The organism is Pseudohalocynthiibacter sp. F2068, from assembly GCF_023015645.1.
In the GTDB taxonomy this organism is placed as follows: Bacteria; Pseudomonadota; Alphaproteobacteria; order Rhodobacterales; family Rhodobacteraceae; genus Pseudohalocynthiibacter; species Pseudohalocynthiibacter aestuariivivens.
On record NZ_JALKAK010000016.1, the window covers coordinates 87,846 to 100,813 of the forward strand.

At 54.0% G+C, this 12,968-nt stretch carries 11 protein-coding genes; 7 read left to right on the plus strand and 4 right to left on the minus strand.

Annotated elements, in window-relative coordinates; translation table 11 throughout:
• Nucleotides 1–47: 47 nt before the first annotated feature.
• Nucleotides 48–275 carry a hypothetical protein gene (locus MWU63_RS16710; RefSeq protein ID WP_247078884.1) on the plus strand — a complete coding sequence of 76 codons (228 nt, stop codon included), beginning with the start codon at nucleotides 48–50 and terminating at the stop codon, nucleotides 273–275.
• A gap of 569 nt (nucleotides 276–844) precedes the next feature.
• On the opposite strand, the gene MWU63_RS16715 is transcribed toward MWU63_RS16710, so the two are convergent.
• Nucleotides 845–1,696 carry an EamA family transporter gene (locus MWU63_RS16715; protein ID WP_247078886.1) on the minus strand — a complete coding sequence of 284 codons (852 nt, stop codon included), beginning with the start codon at nucleotides 1,694–1,696 and terminating at the stop codon, nucleotides 845–847.
• 171 nt (nucleotides 1,697–1,867) lie between these two features.
• Here MWU63_RS16715 and MWU63_RS16720 point away from each other — a divergent pair, with 171 nt between their 5' ends.
• A complete protein-coding gene (locus tag MWU63_RS16720; RefSeq protein ID WP_247078887.1) occupies nucleotides 1,868–2,287 on the plus strand; it encodes a group II truncated hemoglobin in 420 nt (139 codons plus the stop codon).
• On the opposite strand, the gene MWU63_RS16725 is transcribed toward MWU63_RS16720, so the two are convergent.
• From MWU63_RS16725 to MWU63_RS16735, 3 genes are all read right to left on the minus strand, one after another.
• A complete protein-coding gene (locus tag MWU63_RS16725; protein ID WP_247078895.1) occupies nucleotides 2,284–3,552 on the minus strand; it encodes a DUF4147 domain-containing protein in 1,269 nt (422 codons plus the stop codon). The genes MWU63_RS16720 and MWU63_RS16725 overlap by 4 nt on opposite strands.
• A 13-nt stretch (nucleotides 3,553–3,565) precedes the next feature.
• A complete protein-coding gene (locus MWU63_RS16730) occupies nucleotides 3,566–4,543 on the minus strand; it encodes a CoA ester lyase (RefSeq protein ID WP_247078897.1) in 978 nt (325 codons plus the stop codon).
• Nucleotides 4,544–4,651: 108 nt separating this feature from the next.
• A complete protein-coding gene (locus tag MWU63_RS16735) occupies nucleotides 4,652–5,317 on the minus strand; it encodes a response regulator transcription factor (protein ID WP_281496581.1) in 666 nt (221 codons plus the stop codon).
• A 207-nt stretch (nucleotides 5,318–5,524) separates the two neighbouring features.
• Here MWU63_RS16735 and MWU63_RS16740 point away from each other — a divergent pair, with 207 nt between their 5' ends.
• From MWU63_RS16740 to glyA, 5 genes are all read left to right on the plus strand, one after another.
• Complete coding sequence (locus MWU63_RS16740; RefSeq protein ID WP_247078902.1) at nucleotides 5,525–6,715, plus strand: aminotransferase class V-fold PLP-dependent enzyme; 1,191 nt, start codon at nucleotides 5,525–5,527, stop codon at nucleotides 6,713–6,715.
• A gap of 24 nt (nucleotides 6,716–6,739) precedes the next feature.
• The gene (locus MWU63_RS16745; RefSeq protein ID WP_247078904.1) at nucleotides 6,740–7,936 is read left to right on the plus strand and encodes a malate--CoA ligase subunit beta; all 1,197 of its coding nucleotides are present in this window, start codon (nucleotides 6,740–6,742) and stop codon (nucleotides 7,934–7,936) included.
• Complete coding sequence (gene sucD, locus MWU63_RS16750; protein ID WP_247078907.1) at nucleotides 7,936–8,814, plus strand: succinate--CoA ligase subunit alpha; 879 nt, start codon at nucleotides 7,936–7,938, stop codon at nucleotides 8,812–8,814. Before MWU63_RS16745 ends, sucD begins: the two co-directional genes overlap by 1 nt.
• 141 nt (nucleotides 8,815–8,955) lie before the next feature.
• On the plus strand, nucleotides 8,956–11,664 hold the full coding sequence (locus tag MWU63_RS16755) for a phosphoenolpyruvate carboxylase (RefSeq protein ID WP_247078923.1): 2,709 nt from the start codon (nucleotides 8,956–8,958) through the stop codon (nucleotides 11,662–11,664).
• Between the two features lie 27 nt (nucleotides 11,665–11,691).
• Nucleotides 11,692–12,968: serine hydroxymethyltransferase (gene glyA / locus MWU63_RS16760; protein ID WP_247078925.1), on the plus strand; the 1,277-nt coding region annotated here is incomplete at its 3' end.

Below are 12,968 nucleotides of genomic sequence, written 5' to 3' on the forward strand. Positions count from 1 at the left end.
TGCTGCGTGCGCTAGCCCGCGCGCATGCTTGGACCTCTGCGCTACGGATGGGCAAGCCGCTGAGCGAGCTAGCTGCAAAAACTAGCCGTTCCGAATCCTACATCCGCACCCGATCCCAGCTCACCTTCCTCTCGCCTAAGATTCAGAAAGCGATCCTCGACGGTCGCCAGCCACCTGAACTGACCCTGGAACAGATCATCCGCAAACCGATCCCGCTTGACTGGGATGTGCAGGCGCGGATTTACGGGTTCAGTCGAGATCTAAACCATCCCTGATCTGCGCGCGTCATTCCCTGTTCTTGTTGGAAACTTCCCTGTTAATTTGTGCAGGGAAATCCGCCTTGATCCGTGATATCATGGTCGTCTCTCAGGCCGATGGCACGGCGCAAGCTCCCGGAAAATCGGGATAAAACAGGGAAATGTCGGCTGTGCTGACAGAGACTGGGGTGGGTGGCGGGGCCTCTATGATTGGGTCTTACCAGACGGTCCCGGTAAACCAGTCAGATGTCGCACTTTTTGAGGGCCGGGTACCGGCGGGTGTGATTTCCATACCATCTTCCTTGAATCTGTTTTTAGTTGGTTTTTACGCTCAGGTTTCTGGCGGCTTTTCCTGTTCAGGATAACGAAGTTTATGTTTCTTTCGTAGCCACTAATTTCCATGGATTTGACAATGGTCACTTCACCACAGCATGAAGCGTACGGTGCTACAGGAAATTTCTAAACCTTTTGTCATCTATCGCCCGACGGGTCAGATTATCTGGGCACTTGTTGATGGGGCGCCTGAGCAGGAAATAAATCTGAAAATAGGAGGCGAGGTTTTTGATTTGACAGCCTAGTGTGAACCGCTACAACGCCAAGTACCCAATTCCTGCGAAGACAAGAATAACACCACTCCACTGCGTCCGTGTCATGGTTTCTTTAAGGAAAGCCCATGTCAGCAGAATTGTAATCATGCCAAATGTCGATGCGGCGACAGAGGCATATTCTGCCTTTGGTAGACCGCCAACGGATAATACGCTTGCCAATGCGAGCCCATCCAACAACCCCATAAACCCTAACAAAGGAAGCTGATTGCGGCCTAGTAAAAGCGGAAGTTTGCACAAAAGCATGATCCCTAGAAGTGTAGCAATCGCCGCCAGACGGGTGACTAAAATCACAGGCATATCAGGGGCAATATCTGTTGCGGCCTGCCCGAAAGCGAAAGTTGCAGCAAACCCCACCCCGGATAGAACAGCCCAAAGAATGGTTCTTTTGTGTTTCGATTTTTGTTCAGGATTTTCGGTGACGTTTGAAATTGCCGCAACGACGGATACACCCGCAATCACAGTAAAAACGGCGAGCCATTGAAGCAGTGAAACAGGGTTGCCCGATATGGCTGCCCATCCAACGGATAAAACCGGATAAGACGCAATGATAGGCGCGACAAGGCGAACCGGGCCGACAGAGAAAGCTTTGTATAGCCCAATACTTGCAGTGGTAAAAAACACGCCCGCAAGAAACGATAGGAAAATTGCATGTGGTGATATTGGTTCGAATGAGCCTTGAGCTGTCATCACGATAGTTTGGAAACATAGACCAGCTACAAGAACAGTTAAAATCGCGGCGTATATTGGCGTGCGCTGGCTAACGTAACGCACGCAAAAATCGTGCAAACCCCATGCGACAGCCGCAACCAGTCCGAAAAACAGGGATTGCATTTATGGTTCTACTCTTTTCTGCTCACTTGCGAAGTCAATAGATTTACCTTATTCTCTATAATAAATAAATATTCCACAGGTGCAACAAATCTGAATTCGGATCACTTTGTGTATGACTAATAGGCCTGCAGAGCCAGAATAAGATGTGCGCGTGATCCAAGGGAGAAAAAAGTGTCAGAAACCATTCTGGATCAACTCGGTGGTGAAGACGCGCTTCGCGCGCTCGTGAATTATTTTTATGATCTTGTTGAAACCGACCCGCGTGGAGAGAACCTTATGCGGCTGCATTTTCGGGGCCACGGTCTGTCGCACGTGCGTGAAGAGCAGTTTAACTTTTTGTCTGGGTTCCTTGGTGGCCGACGGTATTATGAAGAAAAACATGGCTCAATGGAAGTGCGCCTGATGCACGCCCACGTTCCCATCGCGCTTGAAGACGCTGAAAGTTGGCTTGCACTGATGGATCAGGCAATTTCGGATCAAGGCCATTCTGGGCCGCACGTCGAGAAAATGCGTGCAGCATTTCGCAGGGTTGCGCTTATCCTTGTTAATGACCTTGATGAATGGGGAATGTCCAAAGCGTCCGCGCGTTAACGACGCAGGAAAATTTGTACATCGGCAACATTGGTGCCGGTTGCGCCCGTCATCAATAAATCACCCGATGCTTTAAGTGCGGCGTAGCTGTCGTTGTTTTCCAGTAAAGCGCCCGGATCAATGCCTGCGCCTTTCATTCTTGCGACAGAACAACCGTCGACGATACCGCCCGCCGCGTCTGTCGGGCCATCCCGCCCGTCTGTTCCACCGCTCAGAAATACCCAGTCGCCTTTGATATCTGCAGAGCCAAGGGCAAACCGAAGCGCCAGTTCCTGATTTCGCCCGCCCATACCGGTGCCGTGGATGTTAACCGTTGTTTCGCCGCCAAAGATCAGCACGGTTGGCTTGCCTTCCGGTACCGGCTTTGCAGCGTTAAGCAGCAATTCAACGGCTTCAGTCACGTCACCTTCGAGACGGTCATTCACGATTGTAGCGTTCCACCCGCGCGCGGCGGCCTGCGCTGCCTCAAGGCTTTGCCGATTGGAACAGATCAATGTGTTCTCGACTCTCGTAAGGTCAAGCGGCTCATCACTCGTATTTGCGTTCAGGTATTCCTGCACCGAAGCAGGCATTTTGTTCATAACATTTCTATCTATCAGTATGTTACGCGCATCTTTACGGGCTCCTATGGGCCCAACGGTTGGGCCACTGGCAATCACGCGCAGGTCATCGCCAATTACGTCAGACAGAATATAGGCCCGAAGCGGTGCCGGGGCAGCAAGCCGCGCCATCCCGCCCCCCTTCAGGCGCGAAAGCTGCTGACGCACCATGTTCATTTCTGAAATGTCAAAACCCGCAGCAAGGAGCACGCGGCTGACTTCGGCCTTTTCTTCAAGTGTCACGCCCATGACCGGTGCGGGCAAAAGAGCCGAGCCGCCCCCAGAAATCAGCGCAAGAACGCGGTCCTTATCTGTTGCTCTATCCAGCAGGTCGGCAACCGCCTGCCCTGCCCGCGCGCCGTTTTCATCCGGCACGGGGTGCCCGGCTGGCATCACTTTGCAGTCTGAAATTTCCTGCTCGTTCTCGTAATTTGGTACAGCGAGCGCTGTAAACGGTGTACCAGTGGGGATATGTTTCAGTGCCTCTGACATCATTGAACAGGCCGCTTTCCCGACCGCAATGACAATGTATTGCCCCCCTGCCAGTTCAGGCAGAGGGGCATTTTCAAGCTGCTGGCACAAGGCGGGTGCAGGATCTGCGGCATTGACAGCGGTGCAAAATAGGTCTGTCGCTGCTTTACGCAAATCTTGCTTTTCCTTGGCCATGCTTATCTCCGGATTAGCCAGCGGCGATCTGCCTGGCTTTTTCTACCAGCACTTCTGCCTGACGGATCGAGGCATAGTCAATCAGGCGACCGTCAAGAGAAACGGCACCTTTGCCCGCAGCTTCCGCTTCGGCCATGGCTTTCAGGATACGCTCTGCGCGATCAACTTCGGCGGCGGAGGGGCTCATCACTTCGTTTGCAAGATCGATCTGGCTTGGATGGATTGCCCATTTGCCTTCGCAGCCCAGAACTGCCGCGCGTTTTGCTGCCGCGCGGTAGCCATCTGCATCCGAGAAATCACCGAATGGCCCGTCGATCGGACGCAGGCCGTTGGCGCGCGCAGCAACCACCATTCTGGCCAAAGCATAGTGCCACATATCACCCCAGTGCACGTCGCGGCTGCCGTCTTCCAGCGGGTCAGTCAGCACTGCGTAGTCCTGGTTCACGCCGCCGATGATTGTAGTCCGTGCACGGGTCGATGCCGCGTAGTCTGCGACCCCGAAATGAAGGCTCTCATTTCGCTTTGATGCGCCGGCGATTTCAGTGATATTTTGCATGCCCAAAGCGGTCTCGATTATGTGCTCGAAACCGATACGTTTTTTGTAGCCTTTTGCGTCCTCAATTTGGGTCACCATCATGTCGACAGCATAGACATCTGCGGCGGTCCCAACCTTCGGAATCATGATCAGGTCAAGCCGCTCTCCGGCCTGTTCAACCACGTCAACAACATCGCGATACATGTAATGCGTGTCCAAGCCGTTGATTCGAATCGACATGGTTTTGTTCCCCCAGTCGATCTCATTGAGGGCCTTGATGATGTTCTTGCGGGCCTGTGCTTTCTCGTCTGGTGCTACGGCATCTTCAAGATCAAGAAAGATAACGTCAACCGAAGATTTAGACGCTTTTTCAAACATTTGCGGCTGGCTTCCGGGAATGGCAAGCTCACTGCGGTTCAGGCGTGCTGGTGCCTGTTCGATAGGATAAAAACTCATGGTTGGGTGCCTCCTCAAATGGGCGTAGATGGATGGCGCCCAACAAATTGGGATATTTTTTTCACTGTCAAGAAAAATCTAGAGCCGCCTATTTTACGAATTTCACCATCATTCAGGGAACTCCGATGTCCGTTTTGCCTCGGCCGGAAGACGTGACGAATAGTAAAACGCAATGGCCTGCGCGCGGCTTTGAACCGACAATTTTTCGTAGAGGTTTGAGAGGTGAAATTTCACCGTGTTTGCCGAGATTCCAAACTCTTTGGCAAGCTCTCGGTTTGTCGATCCTTTTGACAGCGCGTCGAGCAGGGTGCGCTCTCGGTTTGTCAGCAAGAAAATCGGATCTTTTTGCAGCTCGCGAATGTCGAGAAACGGAAATACCATTTTGCCCGACGCGACCGAAATGCTGGTTTCCAGCAAGCTGTCAACCGGGCCGTTTCGTGCGGCAAAGCCTGCAGCCCCGGAAGACATCGCCAATCGGGGTAAATCGCCTTTTGCGTCATCCCCGTAAATCACCACGCGGGGTGCATTGGCCTGTTCGCGCAGGACTTCAATCAATTTTTGCCCTCCCAGAACAGGAAGGTTCCAGTCAATCACACCAACATCGACCGGCACACGGATCACTGCACCAAGGAACCCCTCGGCGGTTGAGGAAGTCGCGACCAGAGAGAATCGAGGGTCGCGGTCAAAAATCTCGGACATTGCTGACAGGACCAACGGATTGCTGTCAGCAAGGGCGACTGAAATTGGGGTGTTATCCGACTTAGAGTGCTGCAAACATTAACCTTTCTTCAAAAACCTACCCATATGAATAGGCAATTTTTCGGTATTCAACAGTATTCTTACCAGTTTGGGTGGGTAATTACCTGCCTAAATAGATACCCAAAAGCAGGAGTAACTTACGTTGCGGCAATTGTCGATTCAGTTTTGTATCGACGTTGAAATTGCAAACCAGCGGTTCGGCCGCCCCGTAGGAGAATACCCATGACAGGCACCAAATGTCTTTTTGTCCCAGGTCCCACCAACGTTCCTGAAGATGTTCGCAAAGCGATTGACATGCCGATGGAAGACCACCGTGCACCAGACCTGCCACAATTCACCCTACCTCTTTTCGAAGATCTGAAAAAGATATTCAAAACCCAAAGCGGTCAGGTATTCCTGTTCCCTGCTTCGGGTACGGGTGGCTGGGAAGCGGCAATCACAAACACGCTGAACCCTGGCGACAAAGTTCTCGCTTCGCGTTTAGGTCAGTTCAGCCATCTTTGGATTGATCTGTGCCAGCGCATGGAACTGGATGTCGAGGTTGTCGAATGCGAATGGGGCACAGGTGTTCCAGCCGAAGAATTTGGCAAGCGGCTTGCGGCAGACACTAACCACGAGATCAAGGCGGTTCTCGCTACGCAAAACGAAACCGCAACGGGTGTACAAAGCGATATAGGTGGGTTGCGCGCTACGATAGACGCGGCAAACCACCCTGCGATGCTTTATGTTGATGGCGTAAGTTCGATTGGGTCCGTTGATTTCCGGATGGATGAATGGGGCGTCGATCTTGCAGTTTCAGGGTCGCAAAAAGGGTTCATGCTGCCTGCTGGCCTTGCCATTATGGCCGCAAGTCAAAAGGCACTCGAAGCTTCTAAAACCGCAACGATGCGCCGCTGTTACTTTGACTTTAAAGATATGATTGCAACCAATGCGACCGGGTACTTCCCGTATACTCCACCTATGTCATTGCTGCGTGGTCTTCGTGCATCGGTTGACCGGATGCTGAACGAAGGGCTCGACAATATCTTTGCGCGCCACAATTACCATGCCGAAGGTGTGCGCCGCGCGGTTGAAGCCTGGGGCCTGACCCTCTGTGCAAAAGAGACCAAGTGGCAATCTGACACCGTCAGCGCGATTGTCGTGCCAGATGGGCATGACGCAAACGCCGTGATCCAGCGTGCCTATCATCGTTATGGTCTGTCGCTTGGCGCTGGCCTGTCTGTTGTCGCGGGCAAGGTGTTCCGTATCGGTCACCTTGGTGACCTGAACGAACTGATGTTGATGAGCGCTATTGCCGGTGCCGAAATGGCGATGCGCGATGTAGGCATCCCGATCGAAGCTGGCTCGGGCGTTGCCGCAGCAGAAGAATTTTACCGCTTAAACGGTGCCGATATGGAAATGGCGGCTGAATAACGTCTTTCAGGGAGGAGAGACAATATGGATATCCATGAGTACCAGGCTAAGGAAGTTCTGAGCAATTTTGGCGTCGCAATCCCACAGGGAGCGCTCGCCTATAGCCCGGAACAAGCAGCTTATCGCGCCCGCGAAATGGGTGGCGACAAGTGGATCGTCAAAGCGCAAGTCCACGCAGGTGGTCGCGGAAAAGCGGGCGGTGTAAAGCTCTGCTCGTCTGACAGCGAAATTCTGGAAGCAACGAACAACATGTTCGGGCAGCGTCTGGTGACACATCAGACAGGTCCTGAAGGTAAAGGCATTTACCGCGTTTATGTAGAAGCCGCCGTGCCGATTGACCGTGAAATCTATCTTGGTTTGGTCCTCGACCGGTCGAGCCAGCGGGTGATGATTGTTGCTTCATCCGAAGGCGGCATGGAGATTGAAGAGATTTCTGAAAGCCGGCCTGATAGTATCGTGCGTTCAACCGTCGAGCCAGCCGTTGGTCTTCAGGATTTTCAGGCCCGCGAAATCGCGTTCGCGTTGGGTGTTGAACCTGCGTTGACACAGCAAATGGTGCGCACCCTGCAAGGATGCTACCGGGCGTTTACCGAACTTGACGCAACTATGGTTGAGATTAACCCGCTGGTTGTGACGGGCGACAACCGCGTTCTGGCGCTTGATGCCAAGATGACCTTTGATGATAACGCCTTGTTCCGGCATCCAAATATTGCCGAACTGCGTGACAAAAGCCAGGAAGATCCACGCGAAAGCCGTGCCTCTGACCGTGGTCTTTCCTATGTCGGTCTGGATGGCAACATCGGCTGTATTGTGAACGGCGCTGGTCTTGCGATGGCAACGATGGACACGATCAAGCTTGCCGGGGGCGAACCCGCCAATTTCCTTGATATTGGTGGTGGGGCAACGCCTGAACGTGTGGCTAAGGCATTTCGTCTTGTGACGTCTGACACAAATGTTCAGGCGATCCTGGTCAACATTTTTGCAGGCATCAACCGTTGCGACTGGGTCGCTGAAGGGGTCGTTCAGGCGCTACGTGAAAACCCTGTTGAGGTGCCTGTCGTTGTACGCCTCGCGGGCACAAATGTCGAAGAAGGGCAGAAAATCCTCGCGCAAAGCGGGCTGCCTCTGATCCGTGCAACCACGCTGAACGAAGCTGCTGAACGTGTTGTTGCCGCCTGGAACAGCGACCTAGACCAAAACACAAAGATGAGGGCTGTCTGATGAGCATCCTTTTAGACAGAGACACCCGCGTAATCGTTCAAGGCATTACCGGACGTATGGCACAGTTCCATACAAAAGACATGTTGGACTATGGCACCAATGTCGTAGGTGGTGTTGTGCCAGGTAAAGGCGGTGAAAAGGTTCATGGCGTTCCGGTTTTTGATACCGTGAAAGAAGCGATCGCTGAAACAAGTGCAGAAGCAAGTCTTGTCTTTGTTCCGCCCCCCTTTGCGGCTGACAGCATCATGGAAGCTGCCGACGGTGGCATCCGCTATTGCGTTTGCATCACTGACGGCATTCCAGCGCAGGATATGATCCGTGTAAAACGCTACATGCGTCGCTACCCTCGCGACAAGCGTATGGTTCTGACCGGACCCAACTGTGCAGGGACCATTTCACCCGGCAAGGCGCTGCTTGGTATCATGCCGGGGCATATCTATCTGCAAGGCAATGTTGGTATCATTGGCCGTTCCGGGACTTTGGGCTACGAGGCGGCCGCTCAGCTTAAAGAGCACGGCATCGGAATTTCGACCAGCGTCGGCATTGGCGGTGATCCGATCAACGGTTCATCCTTTAAGGATATGCTTGAGCGGTTTGAGGAAGATGAGGACACACATATCGTTGCCCTGATCGGCGAAATCGGCGGACCACAAGAAGCTGAGGCTGCTGCATTTATCCGGGATCACATGAGCAAACCCGTTGTAGCTTATGTCGCGGGTTTGACCGCGCCAAAAGGCCGAACCATGGGTCACGCAGGGGCGATCATTTCTGCCTTTGGTGAAAGCGCGAGCGAGAAGGTAGAGATCCTGACCGCAGCGGGCGTAACCGTTGCTGAAAACCCTGCGGTGATTGGCGATACCATTGCACGTGTCATGTAATCAACGGTGAAGGATCAGGGGCATGTTCAAGCCAAAACTACTGGTAGCTCGACGCTGGCCTGAGGCGGTAGAGATCCAACTGGCTGAAACGTTTGACGTGCTCCTGAACCACGCAAACAAACAGCGTTCTCGGTGCAACTGATGCTACCCCTTCAAAAACCAGTAAAGGGCGCAATTGATCCGGAACCCGTTTTCACAGAAGCGGAATATGCCAACAGTCTGCGTAGCGAGTTGTTCATGTTGCTGCTCGACGTTGTTGATGCGCGGGCGCCTGAAATCGCGGGCTATCTGAAAGGCGAAACCTCGCCCGAAGCTCTGACATCGGCTCAGAGGGTGCCGCTGCTACAGGCAATCAACATCTGGTTTCAGCTTCTCAAGATCACCGAAGAAAATGCAAATGTCCGTGAACGCCGCCAGATCGAAACCCGTCTTGGCCCCGAAGCAATTCAAGGGTCATTCGCCGCTTCTGCTGACAAGTTGAAATCCGAGGGCGTTACAGCGGATGAGTTCGCTAATGTGATCAGCAAGTTGCAGGTCGGCCCAACCCTGACCGCACATCCGACAGAGGCAAAGCGCGTCACAATTCTTGAAATTCACCGTCGCATTTACCGGACACTTGTTTCGCTGGAAACGCATCGCTGGACACCGCGTGAGCGAGAAGCGCTGATCGACGCGTTGCGAACCGAGGTTGATTTATTGTGGCTGACAGGTGAGCTGCGTCTTGAGCGGCCAAGCTTGTCAGACGAAATTTCATGGGGTCTCCAGTTCTTTCGCGACAGCCTGTTTGACGCCGTGCCGCAATTGTTTGAGCAGTTTCAGAATGCGGCTGAACGGCACTATGGCACTTCTGCGCAACAGGGGCTCCCTTGCGTGAAATTTCATTCCTGGATTGGCGGAGACCGGGACGGCAACCCAAATGTCACCGCTGATGTGACAGCGCGCGCTCTTTTCGCAAACCGCACGGCTGCGTTTGAGTGCTACCGTGAGGCGTTGCAAACGGCATCCGCCCGGATCAGCATCAGTAGCAAAATTGCAAAAATTCCTGAACAAGTGAGCGCACGATTGGACGCGCTTGTTGCAGCTTCGTTAAATGGCGACGCACTACGCAATCTGAACCCCGGAGAGCTATTTCGCCAGTGTTTGACCGCTGTTGCGCAACGCCTCGAAGCAACACAGGGGCTCACATCCATCTGCGAACCCTATGCGGAAGTACGTGATTTTCTCGACGATCTGAATGTCATTGAAACTGCGCTGGAAGCTATTGGTGCCAAGGCGCTGGCAGCACGCTACGTGCAGCCTATTCGCTGGCGGGCAGAAGTTTTTGGTTTTCGCACGATGGCGCTTGATGTTCGGCAGAATTCGACCGTCACAACTGATGTATTAGCGGAAATCTGGAGCACCGCCAGCGACTCCCCTGCCCCAAGGTATGGCAGTGAAATCTGGTCAGCGCGCCTTCGCCGCGAGCTTGGGCAATCTGATCTAAAATGGATTTCCCCGGAAAAGCTAAGCGATCAGGCACGCGAATTGATGACATTGCTTACATTGATGCGCGACACAAAGCGCGGTGTGGACCCTGATGCTTTTGGCCCTTTCATCCTGTCAATGACGCGATCGACTGATGATTTGCTTGGCGTCTTTCTGTTGGCACGCTATGCGGGCTTTGGTTCCGAAGAAATTGACCTTCGCGTTGTGCCGCTGTTTGAAACGATCGAAGATCTACGCGCGGCACCTGCAATTCTGACAAAACTCTTTTCCGTCCCGCTTGCCCGCCGCAGTCTGAAGGCCCACGGGCCTGCCGTTGAGGTCATGCTGGGCTATTCGGATTCCAACAAAGACGGCGGATTTGTCTGTTCTACTTGGGAACTTGAGAAGGCGCAGCGCCGGATCAACCGTGCGCTGGCTGAACTCGGGTTCCGGGCGGCGTTTTTCCATGGGCGTGGTGGGTCTGTCAGCCGGGGTGGTGCCCCGACGGGGCGCGCGATAGCGGCGCAGCCTGCAGGTACAATTAGCGGAGCTATGCGGACAACTGAACAAGGCGAAGTTGTCTCGTCAAAATACGCGAACCGCGGCACGGCGCTCTACCAACTTGAACTATTGGCGTCCTCCGTTCTGACACACAGCGCGATCTCGCAACGCGAACCAGAGTTGCGAACCAATCCAGACTTCGACGATACCTTAGAGGCGCTTTCAGGGATGTCGCAGGCGAGCTACAATACGCTTTTGCACACACCCGGATTTATTGAGTATTTTCAGCAGGCAAGCCCTGTGGAAGAGCTTGCATTCCTTAAGATCGGGTCCCGACCAGCGCGGCGCTTTGGCGCGATGAGCCTGTCAGACCTGCGCGCAATTCCCTGGGTGTTTGCCTGGTCTCAGAACCGCCACATGTTGACCGGGTGGTACGGATTTGGCTCTGCTATACAGTCGTTCCGACGGTTTCGGGGCGTTGCGGGTGAGGAAATTTTACGAGATATGTTTGCGCAGTCGCGCTTGTTTCGTCTGATCGTTGACGAAGTTGAGAAAACGTTGTTTCAGGCCGATATGCAAATTGCGGCAGAATATGCGTCACTGGTAAAAGAAGAGACGCAGCGCGCGCGGGTTTTCGCCTCAGTCAAGGACGAGTATCAGCGGGCTTGTGACGCCGTGTATTTCCTAACCGAAGACACCAAGCTGGCGGAAAGATTTCCTGCCCTTCAATCCCGGTTTGAGCGCGTGCGCGCGCATCTCGATCACAGTCACATGCTTCAGGTTCAGTTGTTGCGCGACTCACGAACGAACGGCAAATCCGTCCTTTCGGTTCCGCTGTTGCAGTCCATGAACTGCGTCGCCGCAGGTCTGGGTTGGACCGGCTGACCCCGTTTTTTAAAGGAGTATCCCCATATGAACGCCCCCCTTAGCGAAACAGGTTTTTTCACTGAGTCATTGAGTTCCCGTGATCCTGAGCTTTACGCGTCGATCACGTCGGAGCTTGGCCGTCAGCGCGATGAGATAGAGCTGATCGCGTCTGAGAACATTGTTTCGGCTGCGGTGATGGAGGCGCAGGGCTCTGTGCTGACAAACAAATACGCCGAAGGCTATCCCGGGCGTCGTTACTACGGTGGCTGCCAGTATGTTGACATTGCCGAGACCTTGGCGATTGACCGGGCAAAGCAGTTGTTTGACTGCGGTTTTGTCAACGTACAGCCAAATTCCGGCAGCCAGGCGAACCAGGGCGCGTTTCAGGCGCTGATCAAACCCGGTGACACGATTCTGGGCATGAACCTTGCCAGCGGCGGGCACCTCACGCATGGCGCGGCCCCGAACCAGTCTGGCAAATGGTTCCACGCCATCCAGTACGGTGTGCGCAAAGAGGATAACCTGATCGACTATGATCAGATTCAGGCGCTTGCGAGCGAACACCAGCCAAAGCTGATCATCGCCGGTGGCTCTGCCATTCCGCGGCAGATTGATTTTGCTCGTTTCCGCGAAATCGCGGACAGTGTGGGCGCCTACCTTATGGTGGATATGGCGCATTTTGCCGGGCTTGTTGCCGCCGGCGAACATCCCTCTCCTTTTCCGTATGCCGATGTGGCGACCACAACGACGCATAAAACCCTGCGCGGCCCGCGTGGTGGTATGATCCTGACAAATGATGAAGATATCGCAAAGAAAGTGAATTCGGCGATCTTCCCCGGTATTCAGGGTGGCCCGCTGATGCATGTGATCGCCGCCAAGGCCGTCGCCTTTGGCGAGGCGCTGCGGCCTGAGTTCAAGACCTACCAGAAACAGGTGCGTGCCAATGCGGTGGCGCTGGCGGATCAGCTGATCAAAGGCGGGCTTGATATCGTCACAGGCGGCACCGACACCCACTTGATGCTGGTTGATCTGCGCCCCAAAGGCGTGAAGGGCAACGCGACCGAAAAGGCGCTGGAGCGCGCGCGTATCACCTGTAACAAGAACGGTATTCCGTTTGACCCGGAAAAGCCGATGGTGACCTCGGGCATCCGCCTTGGCACACCGGCCGGCACCACGCGCGGCTTTGGCGAGGCCGAGTTCCGCCTGATCGCTGACTGGATTGTCGAGGTGGTCGACGGCCTTGCCGCCAACGGCGAAGACAACAACACAGCCGTTGAGGACGCCGTTAAAACAAAAGTCGTAGAACTTTGTGCGAAGTTTCC